Raw genomic sequence first — 21,172 nt, 5'->3', positions numbered from 1 at the left:
TTTTGTCATTAGAAAGATCAAACAACCGCTACAATACTCACTGTTTTAGACTGATTTATAACACGATCAATTCTTTCGGTGAGTGAGTTAGAACCTCAACACCAGACTCTGTTACTAACAGGTCGTCTTCTATTCTTACGCCGCCAATTTCAGAATAGTACAACCCAGGTTCGTTCGTAATCACATTACCTGGAACAAAACGTTTTTCGGCTAAACGAGACACATTCGGGCCTTCGTGAATCTCCAACCCAATGCCATGGCCAGTCGAATGACCGAATGCCGCTCCATGACCTTTTTCTTCAAAATAGCCGCGCGCCACTTGATCTAACTCCACCCCTGAAATCCCAGGTTTAGCCGCTTCCAGCACTTTCAATTGGGCATCTAAAACTAATTGATAAATCTCTTTCATTTTTTCACCAGGATCACCCAAGGCAATCGTCCGCGTCATATCAGAGACGTAACCGTTATAATAGCAACCAAAATCAAGTGTAATCATGTCTCCCGGTTCAATTACCTTATCACTTGCCACTCCGTGAGGCATCGCTGAACGTAACCCGCTGGCGACAATTGTTTCAAATGAAATACCTGAAGCTCCTAGCGAACGCATATGAAAATCTAACTCAGTTGCAACTTGAATTTCAGTCATTCCCGGTTTAATATACGTTAAAATATGGGCAAAAGCGGCATCAGCAATTTCACAAGCCTTGCGAATAATCGCAACTTCTCCCGACTCCTTCACTTCACGCAATTCCTCAATTAAACCTGATACCGGCACTAGCTCTGCGGCAATTAACTCTTCTATCACACTATGAGTCCCATAAGAGACGTGGTCTTCCTCAAAAGCAATACCAGTCAAGCCATCAGTTTCTACTATCTTCGCCACTTCATCATAAATCGGCCCAGTATTTTGAACAATTTGATAGCCTTGACACTGCTTAGCGGCTTGATCTGTGTAACGAAAGTCTGTGACAAAATAAGCCTTCTCTAAAGTAATGACAGCCAACCCTGTCGTTCCAGTAAAACCAGTTGCATAGCGTAAATTGAACTCACTTGTAATCAAAATAGCTGGTAAGTCACCCTCTATCAATTTACTTCTTATTTTTTCAATGCGATTAATCATTTAGTAACCCTCTTTCTTTGCTAACATCCACTTAATTATAACAAAGAACGCTTATTAGTTAAACCAAAGCCCCTGATTTATTAGCTATTTCACCAAAAAGGATTTGTTAAGCTCATCTTATGGACAGCTCTTCTACCCCTTAACTCCGATTCAAATGATGTCCTGCTGACACTGATTAATCCTAAACAAAAAGAGCAGACGTCCTTATTTTTTCTCCATAACAACATATGGCCCATCATGCACATCAAGCCCTTCCCCAACAACACTGAAACCATGACTTTCATAAAACGACCGAGCCTGTTGATTTTTGCTTATACATTTTAATGACAACGGCCGTCTGCTTTCATTTATTACCTCAGCTAGCAACCTGCTGCCTAACCCTTTACCTTCATACCCTGGTTTCACAAACAATAGATGGATAAAACAGTCTGGTTCGTAAACCGAAATAAAAGCCATAATCGCTCCTTTCTCTTCAATCAATAAGATTCGTTCATCTACCGTCGCTTGATCATAATCTATTAAAGAAACTTGACCACTTTCCGTCCAAGTAAAATGACTTAGACGTGACTCATAATAAATACTGCGCAATTCATCCAAGTCTTCATCTTTCGCTGCTCTAATTTTCATTCAGCCACACCATTTCATTATTTTTTTTAAAACCAAAAAGGCTAACCCCTTGAGCACCAAGAGATTAGCCTAAACGTTTGTGTTAATTATTGCGCTACTGGGTAAACAGACACTTGTTTTTTGTCGCGTCCTTTACGTTCGAAACGTACCACGCCATCGATCTTAGCGTATAATGTATCGTCTCCACCTCTACCAACATTAGCACCTGGGTAAATTTTTGTTCCGCGTTGACGGTACAAAATAGAACCACCTGTGACAGTTTGGCCATCAGCTCTTTTAGAACCTAGACGTTTTGATTGTGAATCACGACCATTGGCAGTAGAACCACCACCTTTTTTCGTCGCGAAAAATTGTAAATTCATTTTCAACATTTGGTTGCACCTCCTTAAGTAGTTGTTACAGTTTCAATTTGAATAAAGTCTGAGTGTTCACTTTGAATACTCTGTAAACCAAGCAATAAGCTTTCTAATAGAATTTGAGCAATGTTAGATTGTTCTTGGCTAATATCTGTCAGTATTTCAAAATAGAGATACCCTTCTGTTTCATGATCCACATCCAAAATCGGAGTAAATCCTGCCAGAGCTTCAACCGAATTAACCGTATTAAACGTCAATGCGGAAACAGCAGCACAGACAATATCATTGCCATAAGGACCAGCTTGTGAGTGCCCACTTATTTCAAATGAAATAACACGGCCATCCTCAGCTCGCTTAAACGCACCTTTAATCATTCTCATGCCTTCTTTCAGTTAGTTAAAACTATGCGTTGATCGCATCAATCATTACTTTAGTATATGGTTGACGGTGACCTTGTTTACGGTGAGTATGTTTTTTAGGTTTGTATTTAAATGTAACAACTTTCTTTTGTTTTCCCTGTTTCTCAACAGTTCCTTCAACAGTTGCCCCAGCGATTGTTGGAGTTCCGACTTTTGTAGACTCGCCACCAACTAAAATCACTTCGTCAAATACTACTTTGCCACCTGCTTCTACATCTAATTTTTCGATGTAAATCGCTTGGCCTACTTCTACTTTTACTTGCTTACCACCTGTTTTAACAATTGCGTACATGCTGTTAAGCACCTCCTTATAATTTACTTAGACTCGCCGGCATAAGCGACAAATTCCTTTGTTCTTAATTACTTATTTCGTGCGGTTGTAGCTGTGGTGCCACAATTACAACATTAGTATCATACCAAAAAAGAGAAGCCAAGTCAATCATAATATCGACAACGGCTTCTCTTATAAAAAATTCTAATTATCTCACAACATTTTCTACTTCAGTTGCATCAGTTACAAAAAAGCTTTCCAAACCAGCTTCTTTAATCAAAGCTGAATCTAACATTTTTTGTAAATTTGTTGCCATAAAGTGGTTTGCATAAATCTTGCCATTAACCAACCAACTATCAATGTAACCTAATAGACCATATGTCAAGAAACTCATCAATAACTCTTTAGGAACTTTACTCTCACTTAGGTCTGAATTTTTTGCTTGGTGTTGTTGAATATAAGCAAACAATTGGTTACTGAACGCTGTCTGGTATACTAAAGCATCATTTTCTTTAAGTAACACTGTAAAGAAATCTGGTCGCTCACCAACATATTCGAAAGTATGAACTAAAGATAAAACTGGCTGCAACTCTTCCTTATCATCATCTAAAGCAACGTTGAAGATAACAGTGTCAAAGTACTCGTTAATTAATTCTTCCATCATAATTTTGATAAATGTTTCTTTATCTTTGTAATGTAGATAGAACGTTCCTCTTGTGACATCAGCAGTCTGTGTTAAATCCTTAACATTCATTTCTGTTAATTTGTGTGTAGATAGTAATGTTAAAAAAGCCTTTTTCAACTTACTTCTAGTTTTTATTACTCGTGGATCGATTTTCCCCATTATCTTTACCTCTTCCCATATTTTGTGTTGTTTAATTGCATTCCCCAGCATATTTCCCAACAAAATTAGTATATCTTGATTTTTTTTGTTTGTCTAGCTAAAAGAAAGCATGACAATAGCACAAAAATAGGTTTCTCCGTACATTAACGGCCCAAAACAGCATTGTATCAACGTCTTCTTTTTTATTAGAACGTTTTTTTTATCATTTCTATTTTTTTACACTGTGTTAAAAAAATAGTTATTGACTTTGCGTTATTTATTGAATATAATAGTTTTGTTGCGGTAAAAAATGTCGCAGTAGCTCAGCCGGATAGAGCATCCGCCTTCTAAGCGGACGGTCGGGGGTTCGAATCCCTCCTGCGACGTCAAAGAAAAAAAGAAGCTCACAAGAAAAATAATTTCTTGTGAGCTCCTTTTTTTTGCTCTATTTTTACTATAGACCTATTTATTGAACTCTATTTTGCCGATCATCACTGCCAAATAAATTATTGTTAAATTTTTATTAAATTTTGATAGTACATCTCTATTTAATGATTTTGCTAAGTCTTTTCCTCATTAATTGTCAAAAAAAAATCAAACTAACTTCTGACTTATTTTTCACGATATCCGTCTTAACATCTCATTCTATCCGTCATTAAAGAGACAGATACTTGTGTAATTAACACAAAAACCGCCTTCTTATGAAGAGCGGCCACTGTCTAAATCGATTAACTCTTTATCCTTGGTAATTAATAAGACACCGTCTCCCAAAGGAACAAGGCTAGTTGTCAAATCTGCATGAGTTAACACAACATCAAATAATTCGTTTAACTTGCGGTGAATCGCTCTTTGACTCCGATCAATGTCTTCAAGTGGTTCTAGAATTGTTCCCCCCTGCAACACGTCATCAATCATCAAAACCCCACCTACTTTTAACAAACGTAAACATTCAGGCAAAAATTCAATATATTTTGATTTAGCACTGTCCATAAAAATAAAATCATAAGGACCTGTTAAGTTTGGCAAGATATCCGCCGCCTGACCTTCTAGTAATGTCACTTTATCTGAAACACCTAGAGAATCAAAGTTTTTTTTAGCTTTTTCAATCATCACATCAAAGCGATCAATAGTGGTGACATGTCCTGCTTCTTCAAGGTATTCAGTCATTAAACTAGCTGAGAAACCAATAGCCGTTCCGATTTCCAAAATATATTGAGGCTTTAATTGACCTAATAAAAACTGGAGAAAAACGACAGTTTCATGAGGAATGATCGGAACATTAGCCTCAGTTGCTTGCTTTTGCAGGTCCCCTAATGGGCCAGACAACTGCTTCTGCTTTCTTCGCATGAATTCTACAATTTCTTCTTTTACTACCGGCATTTTCATCATTCTATTTCGCACGACATTCGCTCTCCTTGTTCTCATCATCTGGTAAAAACCACATATTTTACCATCACTAACACCACATTATACTTATTTCTTGCCTAATAATCAATTAGCAAACTGACAACCATTCCCTAAAAGCGAGAAATAAAAAAATTGGTACCGTTGACATTCCCCTCTGAAAGAACTATGATAGACCATAATAAGTATAATTGGTATACATGAGGTGACCTATGGCAAAAACAACAAAAAACTTCCCTGAAAACAGCGCTGATATCATGGCCGAGCTTATCAATTTAAAAGCCATTATGAATTTACCGAAAGGAACTGAACATTTTATCAGCGATCTTCATGGTGAACATGATGCATTTCAGCATGTTTTAAGGAATGCTTCCGGTAGTCTTAAAGAAAAAATCAACTTGTGTTTCAATCAACAGCTTCCCTCTGCAGCTCGTGAAACACTGACGTTCCTGATTTATTATCCAGAAGAGATGCTTCTAAAGAAAAAACAAGAAGAGACGAATCCAGCCCAGCTCGATGATTGGTATGGTTTAACTATTTTACAACTAATTGATCTCATTCATTTCGTTGCAACTAAATACAGCCGATCTAAAGTTCGAAAAGCTTTGCCGAAAAAATTTGTTTACATCACAGAAGAATTACTTTATCGAAAACAAGACGACCACAATAAAAAAGACTATTTTAACGAAATTATCAACGAAGTAATTCGACTAGATCAAGGCCCAGCCATGATAACTGGTTTAAGTTATACCATCCAACGCTTAATCGTTGATCACCTTCACGTGGTCGGTGATATTTACGATCGAGGACCAGCTCCTGATCGGATCATCGATGACTTAATCAGCTACCATTCTCTTGATATCCAATGGGGAAACCACGATATCACATGGATTGGTGCTTATGCCGGTTCTCCCCTTTGCCTGATGAATGTGATTCGCATTTCTGCTCGATACAATAATCTGGCCATTTTAGAAGATGTTTACGGAATTAACTTACGCCCCTTGCAAAACTTTGCTGAAACCTTTTATGAAGATAAGGCCGAATTTCGTCCTAAGGGAGACGCCCTAGACCTCACAACCAAGGAACAACGACAATTGAGCCAGATCCAACAAGCCACTGCGATCATTCAGTTTAAGCTAGAGGCGCAATTAATCAAGCGTCGTCCAGAGTTTAACATGTCCCACCGATTGCTACTAGATAAAATTGATTACCAACAGCAAACCATCTTGCTCAAAGGGGAAACATATCCCCTTAATCAGACATGCTTTCAAACGATTGACCCTCAGCAGCCAGAAGCCTTGAATAGTGAGGAACAAAAAATTATTTCTCAGTTAATTCACGCCTTTCAAGCGTCAGAAAAATTGAAACGTCATATTGATTTTTTAATGGAAAAAGGGAGCATGTATCTCTGTTACAACAACAACTTGTTAATCCACGGGTGTATTCCTTTGAATTCCGATGGCAGTTTTAAATCCTTTACCATTAATCAGCAGGTTTTAAAAGGGAAAGCCTTGCTCGACACCTTCGAAAAAGCTCTGCGAACAAGCTATCATGATTTGAACACCACTGACGATTTGGCCACTGATTTAATTTGGTATTTATGGACTGGCGAATGCTCATCTTTATTTGGAAAAAATGAAATGACTACCTTTGAACGTTACTTTATTGCTGATAAACACACCCACAAAGAAATTAAAAACAGCTACTATGAACAACGCAATCGCCTTGAAGTCTGTCAAGCAATACTCAATGAATTCGGCTTAACCGATATTGATAGCCACATCATCAATGGCCACACACCTGTCAAAGAAATTAAGGGGGAAAATCCCATCAAAGCAAAAGGGAAGATGATTGTTATCGATGGTGGCTTCTCCAAACCCTACCAAGGTACTACAGGAATCGCCGGCTATACTTTAATCTATAACTCATACGGCATGCAGTTGGTTGCCCATCAACCATTCGTTTCAAAGGAAGCTGCTATCGAAGACTTTACTGACATCATTTCAGCCAAGCGGGTGGTTGACCGTGTGCTGACGCGAAAAAAAGTCAAAGATACCAACATAGGCCAGCAATTACAACAAGAAATTGATCACTTAGAACAACAACTGCGCCCTTTGAGTCTCCCAACATTTCCCTGATAAAAACAACCGAGAGCGGGACACATTCCCCCTCTCGGTCGTTTTAGTAAATTGAAAAAATAGTCGTTGCTTTAAACGTTTCTCCTGGATTCAACACTATATTACCGAATCCCTCATGATTGACCGCATCAGGTAAAACCTGTGTTTCCAAAGTAATTCCACTATGATGACTGACTGTTTCACCAAACATCGTGAATTGTTTCTGGCCAATGTTAGTCGTATAAATCACAACTGCAGGAGATGTTGTCCTCATCTCTAAGCTAATTCCCGTTTGGGGCTCTGTCAGCCTCACTTGAGTTTGTAGTAAACTCGGAGCTGCTAACAAGAAAGGATGATCGTAGCCGGATACTAGGGCAACCTGTTGATCGCTTTGACTAAAACCATCTTTTAACACTCGACCAGGCTGAGCTGTAAAATCAAAAGCTGTGCCTGTGACAGCTCTTAATTCACCTGTGGGTAAACTCTCATCATCAATCACACCATAATGTTCCGCTGCCACATACAATGAATGATTATCAATCGGTTGCGCTAAACTACCAGACAAATTAAAATAAACATGATTCGTCGGATTATACAGTGTTTCGTGATCCGTTTCTCCTTCATAATCCAAGCGCCATTCATTTTCGTTGCTAAACGTATAGGTCACCTTAGCACTCAAGTTCCCTTTAAAGCCATTTTCGCCATCAGGACTTGTATAGGAAAAAACTACTTTCACATCGGAAGACGTTTCAATAATATCCGTCTGCCAGCGTTTAACTTCGAAACTGTCAGCCCCACCATGTAAGGTGTTTAACCCTTCATTTTGATCAAAATGTTGAACAGCACTGTGACCTTTGAACTGGCCTTTAGCGAGTCGCCCAGCAACACGACCAATCGTCGCACCAAAATACGTATCATGCTCACGATAACTTTCTTCATCAGCAAAACCAAGGACAATATTAGTTAGTTCCCCGGATTTTGTTGGCACTAACAACCTGACAACTCTAGCACCAAAATCTGTGACCTCTAAAATTAAACCGTTATCATTTTCAATAACATACAACGTTGATCCCGCCGAACCAAACGCTTTTTTTTCAACTTTCATTAAGGTGCCTCCTCAGACAAATTACTCTTTTTCTTATAATAAGTGTAGCATACCTCAATTAATTCCTCATTTGCAGAATGACCATTTTGTCAGGATATTTATGGGCAACTTGCCTAGTCTCTTCATCAAAATCCTTTCTCAAAAAAATAATCAGAAAAAATTAAGATATTCCTGCAATTAAAGTTCATAAATTTGTAATCTACCTGTTATTTTGTTATCGTATAATATGGATGTAAAGAATACTCATTGTTATCAAATAAAGATCGAACGATTTGAAACACTTTTCATTCAAGGAGGAGCTATAATGAAACGTTTAGTTTTTACGTTACTAACAGCAATCAGTCTCTTTGGCTTTTTCACAGATACGACTTCGGCTGAAGAAAATACTGAATCAACTAATACACCCCCTTCAACAACTGAACCCTCTGGTGAAACTCCACCAGTTTCAGAAGATATGGCGACTATCACATTTACCTACATCGATGTCGACACTAATGAAGAAATCAGCCCTAAAAAGTCTGTAACAGATAAACTTGGTACAACTATCTTAGTCGACGTTAAAGCTATTTCTGGATACCAAGTTTCCGATATTATGCTCGTTAAAGAAGTGGATATCTTAACAACCGACTATACCTTTCCTATCAGGTATGTCAAGATCCCGTCTCCCTCATCCTCCACGTCTGTCAGCAAAGAGTCTGGGATAACTGAAACGACGCCTACAAAGGCCACTGTCATCAGCCAGGAGCCTATCGACACTTCCAAACAGTCTAACGCTAAAACTGCAGTAGATGGCGATACGGAAGATAATATGTCCACACAATCAACTAGCTCAGATCCAGGGACAGCGACTAACGAATCAAAGGCAACGACTACTCTTAATAGCAGTAATTCTACAAGTAAAGTGACCGGCTCAACCAATCTAAAAAAGAAAAAAGCAATCACAAATAAACAAACTACTGGGATTCTTCCAAAAGCCGGTAGCGTCTCTAACTACTTTACCAGTTTGATTGGCTTGCTAACCATTGTGACAAGTTTAGTGGTATATTGGTTCTTAAAAAAGAAACTGGCTTAATCGATATCAGGAAAGACTTGACAGCTGCTCCTACGAGGGCTACCAAGTCTTTTTAGTTCGTTAAAAAAAAATGGTCTGATTCCACTACCAAACTCCCTCAAAAAAACACTTGCCTATGCCAACGCCATACACAAGTGTTTTTTTAGTTGTTACCCATTAGAAGATATCTTATAACTATCTGGATAGCGATTCTTTAACATTTCGATATTAGTGGCTGCTACTTCCTCAAAAGAAATATCAGCCCATTCAGCAATTTGGGATAAATACCACAAGACATCGCCCATTTCCTTAACTAGTTCGTCTCGGTCCAGCTGATGATTCTCAAACGTATACTTCTGAATAACTTCTAGCACCTCGCCAGTTTCACTTGCTAAACCTAGGGCACAATTAGTCAACACTTGTTCACTTCCATAAAGCGTTCGATTAGCTAACGATTGATACTGATTAAAATCCATGTAACTCATCCCTCTACTCTAGTCATTTTCTAATTCTAAATATAACTCAATGGCCTTCCAAGCTTCTTCTTTCCCCATCTTGGTTTCGGAAGAAAATAACACAAAAGCGTCACTTTTATCAAATTCTAAAGCTTTTTTAACTATCGACTCGTGCTTATTCCATTTGCCACGAGCGATCTTATCTGCTTTCGTTGCCACCACAATCGCAGGGATTTGATAAAACTTTAAAAATTGATACATTTGAATATCTTCAACACTAGGCTTATGTCTTAAATCAACCACACAAATCACTGCTCTTAGCTGATTGCGCTGTGTCAAATAGGTTTCAATCATTTCCCCCCATTTAGCCCGCTCCGTTTTGGATACCTTCGCATATCCATAACCAGGAACATCTACAAAACGAAAAATATCTTCAATTAAATAAAAATTCAACGTCTGTGTTTTTCCCGGTTTACTTGATGTCCGCGCTAAATTTTTCCGGTTAATCAAGGTATTAATAAATGATGACTTCCCAACATTTGACCGTCCCGCTAACGCGATTTCCGGCAGATCTGTTTCTGGGTATTGTTTAGGCGAAACCGCACTAATTAATATTTCTGCATTGTGTACTTTCATCTTTCCACTCCCTACTCCGACTGTCGCAATGCCCCAATCTCACGAGTCATCTTAATCGATCTGCTACTATTCCACTATTCATTTTACCATAATTCAAGCTAACTAACTAGACGATTAATATTACAAATTAGCAACTCATGCCAGTCTTCCCTATAGCTGAGATGTTAGGTCAAGCCTAACACTTCCCTCAAAATAACTGTATCGAAACTTTCTCTAAAGAAAAAAACCAACACAAAGTTCGCACTTGTGTTGATTAATTAACTAACTCACTTTTTTATCATCTTCCAAAACCAAGGTTGGATTGGCGTCATTTTTAACGGTATCTTCTGTGACGATAACCTTTTGGATATCTTCGCGCATCGGAATTTCATACATGATGCCATCATGATATGCTCAATAATAGAACGCAACCCACGAGCTCCAGTGTTTCGTTCGATCGCCTGATTGGCAATCGCCTGTAAAGCTTCCGTTTGAAACTCTAAATCAGCATGGTCCAAAGCAAGTAATTTTTTATACTGCTTCACCAAAGCATTTTTAGGCTCAGTTAAAATTCTAACTAAATCGTCTACTGTTAATTTTTCCAACGCCGCGGTTACCGGTAATCGGCCAATAAACTCTGGAATCAAACCGAATTTCAACAAGTCTTCAGGAATAATTTCCTGCATCAAACTCTTGTTGTCATCTAATTTAGAATTAGATTTACCAAAACCAATCACTTTATCGCCTAAACGTTCTTTGACAATGTTTTCAATGCCATCAAACGCACCACCAACGATAAAGAGAATATTCGTCGTATCGATTTGAATAAACTCCTGTTGCGGATGTTTACGCCCACCTTGAGGTGGCACGCTGGCAACTGTTCCCTCTAAAATTTTCAGTAAAGCTTGTTGAACCCCTTCACCAGAAACATCACGAGTAATTGACACATTTTCACTCTTACGAGCAATCTTATCAATTTCATCAATATAGATAATTCCCTTTTCAGCACGTTCAACATTAAAATCTGCTGATTGAAGTAATTTCAAGAGGATGTTCTCCACATCTTCTCCCACATAACCTGCTTCCGTTAAGCTTGTAGCATCTGCAATGGCGAATGGCACATTTAATGTCCTAGCCAATGTTTGAGCTAAAAAGGTCTTCCCAGAGCCCGTAGGCCCAATTAAACAGATATTACTCTTTTGTAATTCAACACCATCTTCGACTTCTTCCATATTGCCGACTCGCTTATAATGATTATAAACGGCCACTGAAAGAACTTTCTTGGCACGATCTTGACCAATGACATACTCATCCAGAGCATTCAAAATCTCGTTTGGTTTAGGAACATCTAAGAAATCGTGAACAGCATCTTCATGAAACTCTTCATCAATAATATCTTTACACAAATCAATACACTCATTACAAATGTAGACTCCTGGTCCAGCTACGATTTTTTTAACTTCTTCTTGAGATTTCCCACAGAATGAGCAACGAACCGAACCATTATCGTCCGTATTATCGTACATAATAACCCTCCTAATAGGTTGCGTAAAAAGGTTCCTTAAATAAGGTCCTCTTTTTACAATTTTTAGCAATTTTACTTATCTTAACACACTAATCGCTATCTTGTGAATAATATTGATTAAAGAGACTAAAAGAGCAAAGGAAATCCTTCGCTCTTTTACGTTTCCAGCCTAAATTAAGCTTCTTTAGCCGTTTCCGTAATAACGTCTAAGGCTTTTTTCAGCACAATGTCGTGTTTTAACATATCATCTGTTAACACTTTGCGAACTGCATCAATTTCCATGTTGTAAGATTCAGCTAATGTTTCAAGCTCTTTTTGAATGTCTTCATCAGTTGCTTCAAAGTCTTCAACTTTTGAAACTGCTTCAATCACTAGGTTTGTCTTCACGCGAGTTTCAGCTTCACCTTCAAATTGAGTATGTAGATCAGCTTCTGTTGTACCCGTTAATTGATAGTACATGTCAGGCGCAATCCCTTGACGTTGCATGTTATTTAAGAATTCATCCATTGAGCGGTGAACTTCATCATGAACCATTTCATGTGGTAAATCAACGATTTCCGCATTGGCAACTGCTTGCTGCATAGCTAACTCATGTACGGCTTCTTCAGCAGCCTTTTCTTTACTTTCTTCTAGCTCTTTACGGATTTTTTCTTTCAATTCAGCTAATGTTTCAACTTCTTCATCCGCGTCTTTAGCAAATTCATCATCAAGTTCAGGTAATTCTTTCCCTTTTACTTCATGAACTTTCACTTCAAAGATTGCTTCCGCACCCGCTAAGTCTTCTGAATGATATTCTTCTGGGAAGGTTACTTTAACTTCTACTTCATCACCAGCTTTGGCTCCAACTAATTGTTCTTCAAAACCTGGGATGAATGAGTTAGAACCTAATTCTAACGAATGATTATCAGCCGTTCCGCCATCGAAGGCCACGCCGTCTTTCATTCCTTTATAATCGATCACCACTGTGTCACCGTTAACAGCAGGTTCTGTTTCTTTAATCACTAATTCAGCTAAAGATTCTTGCTTAGCTTTAATCGCTGCTTCTACTTCTTCTTCAGTGACTTCGCGATCTTGCTTTTCAACTGTTAGATTTTTATATTCACCTAATTTAACTTCAGGTTTAACGATAACTTCAGCCGTAATAACCCAATCAGAGTTAGCTTCCATGCTTTCAATGTCAATTTTAGGTTGAGCAACTGGATCGATCCCAGCTTCGATAACCGCAGCATCATAAGCTTTAGGTAATAATGCATTTAAAGTATCTTCATATAGTGACGCTTCGCCATACATTTTGTTAAATAGCTGACGAGAAATTTTTCCTTTACGGAAACCTGGTGCACTAAGGTTTTTCTTCACTTTATTAAAAGTTGTTGTTAATTCTTTTGCAACAGTATCTTTGTCGATTTCAAATGTTAATACACCATCATTGGTGCCTTTCTTTTCCCACTTGGCTGTCATCTAATAATTCCCTCCAGAATATCTAATTTTAATCATTCTATCAATTGCATACCTTACAATAATACACTATCAACCTTTACTTGTAAACATTTATCCCCGATTTCCTTGGATTAATACTCGGTTTAAATAACCAAAGAAGCAAGTTCCTGTCTAAGCCGTCTTTGAAGATCCAAATAGGCCATTTCATGATCCTCTTTAAGCTCATTATCAAAATAACTGGCCAAAAAAAGCTCAATCCAAGTCCCAGGATCGTTGATAAGCTGATCTCCTAGAGGATATAACAGAATAAATTGTAAACGCAATTCCTCGCGCAAAGATTGACTCAATTCAGAGTCATTATTTTCCAGTTGAAGTTGAAGCTGTTTCAAGCAGGCGAGATAACTTTTCTGCTGATTGATCGGCATTAACTCAGCCAAATTAATCGTTTGACGGCCATTGATCGTTTGACTGTCAACTGTTACCTGACACCCTAGCTCAACCAAGGTTTCAATCAACCCATTATTTAACAACAAAGGCAAATCAGCCTCATCAATCAATTTTTTAGCAATCTCTATATACTCTGTTTGAGGCAAGCGTTCCAAAGCCCGTAACTGCTTCCCTTGTTGGTAAAATGAAGCGCAACTCAACTCTAGAGCTAAAGCTTGTCGTTCAACTAATTCTCTCCTTTGGAACTTGCGAAAAAAATGCTCCCCTTGTTCCAACTCCGCTAAACAGCTTTCTTTAACATCATCTGAAAAGTCAGAATGTCTCACTAATTTTCGTCCTTGTATAAAAAATTGAGTTCCAGCCAACAGAGTCAGGTAGAGTAGAAAATTCTCGGCATCTCCTAGATAATCAGCTTTCATTTCATCAGCAATCTTCTTCGCTTCAAAAAACTCACTTCGAGCCATTAAAACCGACACAAGGGAACGATTGGCTTGAAAATCCTCTTGTAAATTATAAGCATTTTCGAAGTTTAATAAGGCCTCATCTAACAACCCGTCAGCCAAAGCAAGTTGCCCCATCTCCATGTAACGGTCAAAATTCAACGGAAAGTCAATTGGCTCATTCACTTCATCACATCCTCGATCTGTTTTCTAAAACTTAACACCGTTATACGCCTTAATACTATTTAACGTAACCACACTTGTATCACTCAAAAAATCCCCTAGGTGTTGTTTAGTAGGCGTAAAAGCAGCTGGTAGATAGCCTATTAAACCTAAACCTGATTTCAAAATAAAACGGCATGCCCCTTCACGAACTAAGACGGTTGCCCAACTGAGATTTTCCTCTTTAAAGCAGACCACTTGAATCCCAAAAATCATTTTCCCTATGGTCTGGCCATTAGTAAACTTAGTCATCAAAACAAAGTAACCCAAGTAAATCGCCAAACTTAACAAACCGTAAGGCGTCAAATTTCCACCTGCTTTTAATCCGACAAAACTTAAAATACCATTCAGTAATATACTGGAAATTAAACTAATACACAAGATATCAACCAAAAAAGCAAATGCCCTAATCCAAAAACCAGCGTAAAAATAATGGGGAAAATGATGATAAGCTCGTTGACGCTGAGGCGGCTCAATAAATCGTTGCCAACTCTTTTGATTGTCCGCTTTTTCCGCTTGACTATATTGCTGTTCTTCACGTTTCCCTCTGTTTTGTATTAAAAAATCTGCCGCATTCTTTTCAACTTTCTTAGGCAAGGGCTTAGGTTCATCACGTTCTGCTGAAGTGCCATCCGTTTCAGGTAGCTCCTGACGTTCATTCTGTGACTCCCGTGCCATTTTTTCAGCCTGCCACTCCGCCAAGTTATCTTCCGAAGGAAAGTCGACCTTTTCTGGTTGTTCCTTTTCTTCTTGGGGATCTTCCACATACTTTTGTTCCGTCATATTACTCACCTCCGTATAAATACATCATTCGTGGTGCTTCTTCAGAACTAAAACTATTAAGAACTTTTGATAAAGCGTCTGCTTGCGTGTTCTTTTGCCCTAAAAGTCCGTTAACCCTGGTACCTAACCACGAACTGGCAAACGTATCAGCAAATGAGCGAGGCAGTTGATATTGGATAATAGAAGCGTTTTTTAAGCGATTCTCCGATTGTAAAGCCGCCATAGCATCTTCAGGAAAGCCAAGCTCATCCACTAACCCATTTTCCTTAGCTTGAACGCCATCGTAAATCCGACCATCAGCAATCTCACGAACCTTTTCTTCCGGCATATGACGTCCTTCCGCCACAATATCAACAAATCTGCCATAAGAACTATCAATCATCTCCTGTAACACTTGACGATCTTTTTCTGTCCACTTACGAGTTGTCGACCCAACATCTTTCAATTCACCACTCTTAACCGTCTCATCAGAAATTCCCAGCTTATCCATCAATCCCGACATATTAAGCCCAGACATAATCACACCAATCGACCCGGTCATGGTCTCGTCAGCTGCATAGATCTTATCTGCACTGGCCGAAACATAATAACCACCACTAGCTGCCATATTTTTCATGGAAACGTAAAAGGGAATCTCACGATCTTCTTGAATGGCTTTAATAGCTCTAGCAATTTCAGCACTTTCATAAACCCCACCACCTGGAGAATTAACTTCTAACAAAATCCCCTTGACCAACTCATCATTGGCAATCTCATCTAATTGTGCCATAAAAAATTGGTGATTATAACCAGCAGAAGCGAACAATGAGTCACCAGAACTAGCGGCAATCGTACCATCTATCTCCAGTAAAGCAATCTTTTCTTCCCCTCTCTGACTTACGACTTCCTCTGTTATTCCGTTAGTTCCTAATAATTCGTCAACTGACACCTCTTCGTTTGCTGAAGGCACCAGCATCCAAAGTAAGAACAACCCTAACGCGATGCCAATTGCTATCCACCTTTTACTTGTCATAATTTTCTCCTTTTCCTCATCAATGACCACAAATTACTTTTTGGCCCTTTAACCCATTTTACCATAGCCACTCTTACTTCACGAGACATAACCGATTATCAGGTATATAAAAACTCAAGAAGATAAATTATCTTCTTGAGTTGGTTTATGTCCTTATTAGGCTTGTAGTAACTCATAAATCTCTATCGCAACTAAATCAATATCATCAAACTGATATACTTGTTGGGTATCAGATTCCGTTAATTCAAACATCTCGTTTGCTGAGTCATAAGTAACAATACATCGTTCATTTCCTTCACGTTCGAAACGGCGAACTTGAATTTCTTTATCAGTCGCAGACGCTTCAATCATGGCTTCCAATCTTTTGATAATCGCAACCAATTGTGAATGTTTCATAGGGCAAGCCTCCTTCAATTTCACTTTCTGTTACATTGTATCAGACTACGTTAGTATATGCACCGAAAATAACCATATTTTTCAGTTTTTTTTTAATTTTTTCTAACTCTTAATTGAATTTTAATCTTGAGGCTTTCCAGTCGGCCACCACAGCTTAATCAACGCTTGCGTTCCATCATTCTCAAAGCCCTGTTCTGTCAGCTTTTCATAAAGTTCTTTCGCTCTTTCAGTCGCAGGCAGCGCTATTCCCATTCTTGCCGACTCATCTAAAGCAATTTTCAAATCCTTGAGAAAGTGCTTTGCAAAAAAACCAGGACTAAAATCCTCTCGAAGAATTCGTGGACCATAATTCGTCAAAGACCAATTTGCTGCACTACCACCACCAACAGTATCCAGAACTTTTGCCAATTCTAAACCAGCCTTTTCAGCATACACTAAAAGCTCCGTCATTCCTGTCATCGTGCCCGCAATCATAATTTGATTGGCCATCTTCGTATGTTGGCCGGCGCCAGCCGCTCCTTGATGATTGACTTTCGCACTAAAAACCTCAAAAATTGGGACAAGTTGCTCATAACTGTTGCGATCACCACCAACCATCGTTGTTAATGTGCCATTCTGAGCGCCTAAGTCACCACCTGATACTGGAGCATCCAAACTAGTAATCCCTTTTTCGCGGGCCGTATCAGCGATTTTAATCGCCAATGAGGGGGTACTCGTTGTCATATCGACCAAGACCTTGCCTGTCACATCAGTAGAAAAAATGCCAAGAGGACCATAGTATGTTTCTTCCACGTCAGACGGATAGCCAACCATGGTAAAAACCACCTCACTTTTAGCAGCGACTTCTCGAGGGTTCTCTTGCCAAACAGCTCCTAGAGCTATCAATGCGTCTGTTTTGGTCTTAGTACGATTATAAACATTCAGTTCATAACCAGCCTTTAGCAAATGCTTAACGACAGAAGCTCCCATAACACCTGTTCCAATAAATCCAATTGTTTTCATAGACAAATCCTCCTTGTTTAACACTTTTGATCAGGATCTCAGCCGATGACTGTCTCACCTACGGCCGTAGCCCTAACACACTACTACTCATAAACCTATTATACTCTTCCTCTCTTTCATTACCAATAAAAAAAGCCAGAAAAGCTCTCTAAGGTTAGAAAATAGTCTAACACTTAAAGAGCTTAGCTGTCTTACATTAATTCCGGTGCTGATTTTTTTACAAGAGCTATTTTGGCTTTCGGTAAATCAGGTTCAACAAACAGAGCAAGCATTCCTAATAAGATACCAATATAATGAGTCACAATTCGCCATAAAACGATCGCCACCACCAATTTACTCGTGACAGCAATAAAACTGCCAAACAACAGGGTAAAGCTGTATTCAGCCCCACCAGTCCCACCAGGAACGGGAAAGAGGGAGATGATTAAAATGATAAAGGCGTGAAAAATGACGATCTGTAACACATCCACTTGACTGACACCTAAACTCAGCAAGATAAAATAAGGAACTACGTAGTAGCAAACCAACTGAGCAAAAGTCAAGGCAAAGGTTCGGCGCATAACACTTTTTTCACGACGCATATACTGACTCTCTTCATAAAAATTCGTCATTTTCTCAAATACAGACAACTCAAGAGCTTCTCCTCGAGGCCCCCGAACAAATTTCTTAATAATCCCCATTACGAATTTAACAATGGCGTTAGTCATGGGATAACAGTACATCAGCATCAACAAACTGACGACCACCACCACATTAATCAAAAACCCCAACATAACAAAATAAGAAAGTTCGGCTAACTCGTGGGAAATCAGACGAAAACCAAAAATAATACAGGCCACAAAATTCAACACAATCATAACTTGATAAACGACAAACTTCATCAAGCAAACTGAACCACTTACGCCAGGATCAACGCCAGATTTAACCAAAGCTAACAATTGAGCTGGTTGTCCACCTGATGAAAAAGGGGTAATCGCGTTAAAAAGATGCTCGATCAATGGAATTCTAACCGCATTTTTAAAACTAAAATCACCTTGCTGACGTTTTAAAAGGCCTTGAATAATTTTCCCTTCAATCGACCAGTGCAACAACATGCAACCGATGGCCACTAAGAGCCAAGAAAATTTTAATTCTGTCAGTTCCTGCAAGAGGTCAGCGATACTTATTTTTCGCAACTCGTTAAATAAAACGCCACCCCCAATTAACAAGGCAACATATAGATAAATGCGATTCTTTTTCGTCATTAAGGATCCTCCATCAGAATTTATTCTTTCTTTTTAAACAAACGCAAAGGCAAATGGGCGCGCTCATCCTCTTCTTCTTCAATAAAAACTTGATAATAAGATTGAGCGTCCTGATAAAAGTGCTCGATTTTTTTAGCAAAATTCTCACTGGAAATTTCGTACAGTTTTTCCTGACGAACAGCTGGTTGATCCACAACTTCCTGATGATGATAACTAATAAAGGTTTCCGCAAAGTCATCATCTGTTTCAAAGGTCTGACCTAGAGCTGGATCAACAATTAGCTGATCCAAATAATCGTTCCCCTTGGCCACTATTTTAGTGGAAGACGCCAGTGCTTCAATATACGTTAAACCTTGTGATTCAGAATCTGAAGCATTCACAAAATAATCCACTTCTCGGTAGTAACGACCTACTTGCTGATTTAAAACTTCGCCGACAAACACCACAGCTTGTTCAATAGCTAACTCCGAAACTAACTCTTGTAATTCTTTCAAATAAGGGCCTTTGCCAACGATTAGTAACTTTGCAGTTGGCACAGCGTTTAAAATAATAGGCATTCCTTGAATAATAGCTTGAATGTTTTTTTCAAAAGATAAGCGACTCAAAGACAACAAGAGGACATTGTCTTCCGTCAAGCCATGCTCTTCTCGAATAGACAGAGGCATTTCCGAAAAATCAGTTGCGAACTTGCGTAAGTTAACGCCTGTTGGAATAATCGCCATCGGGGCATGTATTTGATATTGACGTAGCTTTTCCACCACCCGTTCACTCGGGCAGACGACACCACTCAAATTACGACAAAAAGCTCGCGAGGCCTGCTTAACATGATAAGGCCTGATCAACTTGCCATGGGCGATGTAATGTAAATAATCCTCATACATCGTATGATACGTGTGAACCGTGGGAATTCCTAATTGCTTAGCTATATACTTTCCTAACCAACCTGTCCCAAATTCCGTATGAGTGTGAATAATATCCAAATGATGACTTTTAGCCGTTTCATAAGCATCGATCATGCCACTAACTACCACACGACGATCTTTAAACGAAATAAAGGGAATGCTGGGCATCCGCACAATTCCCTGTTCATCTTCAGCATTCGGATCAGATGTTGTGAATATAATCACTTCGTGGCCATTTTTTTCTAATTCATCTTTTAACGTTTTGATGGATGTGGCCACACCACTTATTTGCGGAAAATATGTATCCGTAAAAAAACCAATTTTCACTGTTCTTTCCTCCATACAACTTTTACAACTCTCATAGATTCACCAACGAATAATCTCTATATACATCCCGTAAAATAATCCGAACATATAGTTCCATTGGATTATCAACATAATGACGAGCAGAGAGTGGTGCTTTCAGCTTCTTTTTAGCTGGAAGTTTAACGATTGATCGTCATTATTTAATAGGAGCTATATAGACCATTATTTATGTGACAAACCTCAACTTAAGACTTTTAGCCAACTTTGAGGTGCCAAGACTACACTCAGAAAATGCCTGATAGCAATAAGTTTTCTTCTTGAGACATTATACCATAATTAAACAAATAGCAAAAAAATAGTAACAATTCTTAGCAAACCCTTATATCTTTTGCCCGTAATAAGCAATCCAAGGTCCTTGTTCTTTAATGACAACATTGACAAACCCAAGGGATTCAAAAAAAGAGCAGGCATCCTGATGATCGGCTTGTTCTTTTAAATAATAAGCAACTTTATTCTTTTCACAAGCTATCACCAATTGACCACCTACTGCTAAGACGCGGTAGCACTCGATCAGGCCTTTTCTTACGTCATGCCAATGAAAATGCGTTTGAAAAGCTGTTATCAGTCCAAATTCAGCTGATTTAAAGGGCAACATAGTAACGTCAGCTACTTGAAAATCAAGCTTTTCACTTTTGCGTTTTAAAGCCACTTTAACTGCTTCCGGCGCATAGTCAACGCCCAGACAGGTCGCGTCTGGAAATAATTGGCTTAAATAGCTAGTAGAGAGGCCATTTCCTACGCCAATATCCAACACTCTTTGAGGATTAGCTAAATCAGCACCCCTTAAACTCCATTTAACCATCGGCTGATAGACTCGATTCCAGAGAGCCATCATCCACCTCCCTAGCAGCCCAGAAGGTTTTCGTGATTGCTGTAATAACAAACAAACGATCAAAATGACAAATAAACAACTAATAATCAGCACCAAACCACTCCATTCCTTCCTAATTATGGCATGAAACCAGCGACTTGCCATCAGTCCACAGGCCGATATCAAGAAGACACCCAAAAAAGGCCAGATCAACATCTAGCC

Annotated in this window: 21 protein-coding genes, 1 tRNA gene, 1 pseudogene and 1 other annotated feature; of the genes and pseudogenes, 3 read left to right on the top strand and 20 right to left on the bottom strand. The window is 38.9% G+C overall.

Annotated features, from left to right (window positions below; translation table 11 throughout):
• Positions 1–55: 55 nt before the first annotated feature.
• The 6 genes from I6N95_RS10850 to I6N95_RS10825 form a co-directional block, all read right to left on the bottom strand.
• Complete coding sequence (locus I6N95_RS10850; protein WP_209527508.1) at positions 56–1,120, bottom strand: M24 family metallopeptidase; 1,065 nt, start codon at positions 1,118–1,120, stop codon at positions 56–58.
• Between the two features lie 204 nt (positions 1,121–1,324).
• Positions 1,325–1,747, bottom strand: coding sequence for a GNAT family N-acetyltransferase (locus I6N95_RS10845; protein WP_209527506.1), 423 nt, complete (start codon positions 1,745–1,747; stop codon positions 1,325–1,327).
• An 86-nt stretch (positions 1,748–1,833) separates the two neighbouring features.
• Positions 1,834–2,118: a 50S ribosomal protein L27 gene (rpmA, locus tag I6N95_RS10840; RefSeq protein ID WP_209527505.1), complete on the bottom strand. Its 285-nt coding sequence runs from the start codon at positions 2,116–2,118 to the stop codon at positions 1,834–1,836.
• A gap of 14 nt (positions 2,119–2,132) precedes the next feature.
• The gene (locus tag I6N95_RS10835) at positions 2,133–2,477 is read right to left on the bottom strand and encodes a ribosomal-processing cysteine protease Prp (RefSeq protein ID WP_209527503.1); all 345 of its coding nucleotides are present in this window, start codon (positions 2,475–2,477) and stop codon (positions 2,133–2,135) included.
• A 28-nt stretch (positions 2,478–2,505) separates the two neighbouring features.
• Complete coding sequence (gene rplU, locus I6N95_RS10830; protein WP_209527501.1) at positions 2,506–2,814, bottom strand: 50S ribosomal protein L21; 309 nt, start codon at positions 2,812–2,814, stop codon at positions 2,506–2,508.
• Positions 2,815–2,833: 19 nt separating this feature from the next.
• Positions 2,834–2,911: a sequence feature (ribosomal protein L21 leader region), on the bottom strand.
• A 90-nt stretch (positions 2,912–3,001) separates the two neighbouring features.
• Positions 3,002–3,637 carry a TetR/AcrR family transcriptional regulator gene (locus I6N95_RS10825; protein ID WP_209527498.1) on the bottom strand — a complete coding sequence of 212 codons (636 nt, stop codon included), beginning with the start codon at positions 3,635–3,637 and terminating at the stop codon, positions 3,002–3,004.
• 291 nt (positions 3,638–3,928) lie between these two features.
• On the opposite strand from I6N95_RS10825, the gene I6N95_RS10820 reads away from it, so the two are divergent.
• Positions 3,929–4,002: transfer RNA gene (locus I6N95_RS10820), tRNA-Arg, on the top strand.
• A gap of 313 nt (positions 4,003–4,315) precedes the next feature.
• On the opposite strand, the gene I6N95_RS10815 is transcribed toward I6N95_RS10820, so the two are convergent.
• Complete coding sequence (locus tag I6N95_RS10815; RefSeq protein WP_347340546.1) at positions 4,316–5,017, bottom strand: O-methyltransferase; 702 nt, start codon at positions 5,015–5,017, stop codon at positions 4,316–4,318.
• Between the two features lie 215 nt (positions 5,018–5,232).
• Here I6N95_RS10815 and I6N95_RS10810 point away from each other — a divergent pair, with 215 nt between their 5' ends.
• Positions 5,233–7,158 carry a fructose-1,6-bisphosphatase gene (locus I6N95_RS10810; RefSeq protein WP_209527494.1) on the top strand — a complete coding sequence of 642 codons (1,926 nt, stop codon included), beginning with the start codon at positions 5,233–5,235 and terminating at the stop codon, positions 7,156–7,158.
• A 43-nt stretch (positions 7,159–7,201) separates the two neighbouring features.
• On the opposite strand, the gene I6N95_RS10805 is transcribed toward I6N95_RS10810, so the two are convergent.
• The gene (locus tag I6N95_RS10805; RefSeq protein WP_209527492.1) at positions 7,202–8,242 is read right to left on the bottom strand and encodes an aldose epimerase family protein; all 1,041 of its coding nucleotides are present in this window, start codon (positions 8,240–8,242) and stop codon (positions 7,202–7,204) included.
• Positions 8,243–8,546: 304 nt separating this feature from the next.
• On the opposite strand from I6N95_RS10805, the gene I6N95_RS10800 reads away from it, so the two are divergent.
• Complete coding sequence (locus I6N95_RS10800; protein WP_209527490.1) at positions 8,547–9,314, top strand: LPXTG cell wall anchor domain-containing protein; 768 nt, start codon at positions 8,547–8,549, stop codon at positions 9,312–9,314.
• A gap of 149 nt (positions 9,315–9,463) precedes the next feature.
• Here the strand turns inward: I6N95_RS10800 and I6N95_RS10795 are convergent, their stop codons facing one another.
• From I6N95_RS10795 to I6N95_RS10740, 12 genes and pseudogenes are all read right to left on the bottom strand, one after another.
• Positions 9,464–9,769, bottom strand: coding sequence for a nucleoside triphosphate pyrophosphohydrolase family protein (locus I6N95_RS10795; RefSeq protein WP_209527760.1), 306 nt, complete (start codon positions 9,767–9,769; stop codon positions 9,464–9,466).
• Between the two features lie 18 nt (positions 9,770–9,787).
• Positions 9,788–10,384: a ribosome biogenesis GTP-binding protein YihA/YsxC gene (yihA, locus tag I6N95_RS10790; RefSeq protein ID WP_209527488.1), complete on the bottom strand. Its 597-nt coding sequence runs from the start codon at positions 10,382–10,384 to the stop codon at positions 9,788–9,790.
• Positions 10,385–10,645: 261 nt separating this feature from the next.
• A pseudogene (gene clpX / locus I6N95_RS10785) lies at positions 10,646–11,889 on the bottom strand (ATP-dependent Clp protease ATP-binding subunit ClpX).
• Between the two features lie 173 nt (positions 11,890–12,062).
• Positions 12,063–13,346: a trigger factor gene (gene tig / locus I6N95_RS10780; RefSeq protein ID WP_209527486.1), complete on the bottom strand. Its 1,284-nt coding sequence runs from the start codon at positions 13,344–13,346 to the stop codon at positions 12,063–12,065.
• Positions 13,347–13,468: 122 nt separating this feature from the next.
• Complete coding sequence (locus I6N95_RS10775; protein ID WP_209527483.1) at positions 13,469–14,398, bottom strand: hypothetical protein; 930 nt, start codon at positions 14,396–14,398, stop codon at positions 13,469–13,471.
• A 24-nt stretch (positions 14,399–14,422) separates the two neighbouring features.
• The gene (locus I6N95_RS10770) at positions 14,423–15,217 is read right to left on the bottom strand and encodes an RDD family protein (protein WP_245249396.1); all 795 of its coding nucleotides are present in this window, start codon (positions 15,215–15,217) and stop codon (positions 14,423–14,425) included.
• A 1-nt stretch (position 15,218) separates the two neighbouring features.
• Positions 15,219–16,229, bottom strand: coding sequence for a signal peptide peptidase SppA (gene sppA / locus I6N95_RS10765; protein ID WP_209527481.1), 1,011 nt, complete (start codon positions 16,227–16,229; stop codon positions 15,219–15,221).
• A gap of 156 nt (positions 16,230–16,385) precedes the next feature.
• Positions 16,386–16,625, bottom strand: coding sequence for a YkuJ family protein (locus I6N95_RS10760; protein ID WP_209527479.1), 240 nt, complete (start codon positions 16,623–16,625; stop codon positions 16,386–16,388).
• A gap of 120 nt (positions 16,626–16,745) precedes the next feature.
• Entirely contained in the window at positions 16,746–17,633 is an 888-nt protein-coding gene (locus I6N95_RS10755) for an NAD(P)-dependent oxidoreductase (protein WP_283808961.1), read from the bottom strand.
• A gap of 185 nt (positions 17,634–17,818) precedes the next feature.
• A complete protein-coding gene (locus I6N95_RS10750; RefSeq protein WP_209527475.1) occupies positions 17,819–18,871 on the bottom strand; it encodes a lysylphosphatidylglycerol synthase transmembrane domain-containing protein in 1,053 nt (350 codons plus the stop codon).
• A 20-nt stretch (positions 18,872–18,891) separates the two neighbouring features.
• Complete coding sequence (locus I6N95_RS10745; protein WP_209527473.1) at positions 18,892–20,100, bottom strand: glycosyltransferase; 1,209 nt, start codon at positions 20,098–20,100, stop codon at positions 18,892–18,894.
• A gap of 358 nt (positions 20,101–20,458) precedes the next feature.
• Positions 20,459–20,971: a methyltransferase domain-containing protein gene (locus I6N95_RS10740; protein WP_209527471.1), complete on the bottom strand. Its 513-nt coding sequence runs from the start codon at positions 20,969–20,971 to the stop codon at positions 20,459–20,461.
• Between the last annotated feature and the right edge of the window lie 201 nt (positions 20,972–21,172).

The organism is Vagococcus allomyrinae, assembly GCF_017829975.1.
GTDB lineage: Bacteria > Bacillota > Bacilli > Lactobacillales > Vagococcaceae > Vagococcus_D > Vagococcus_D allomyrinae.
This window is presented reverse-complemented; position numbering and strand designations above follow the sequence as displayed.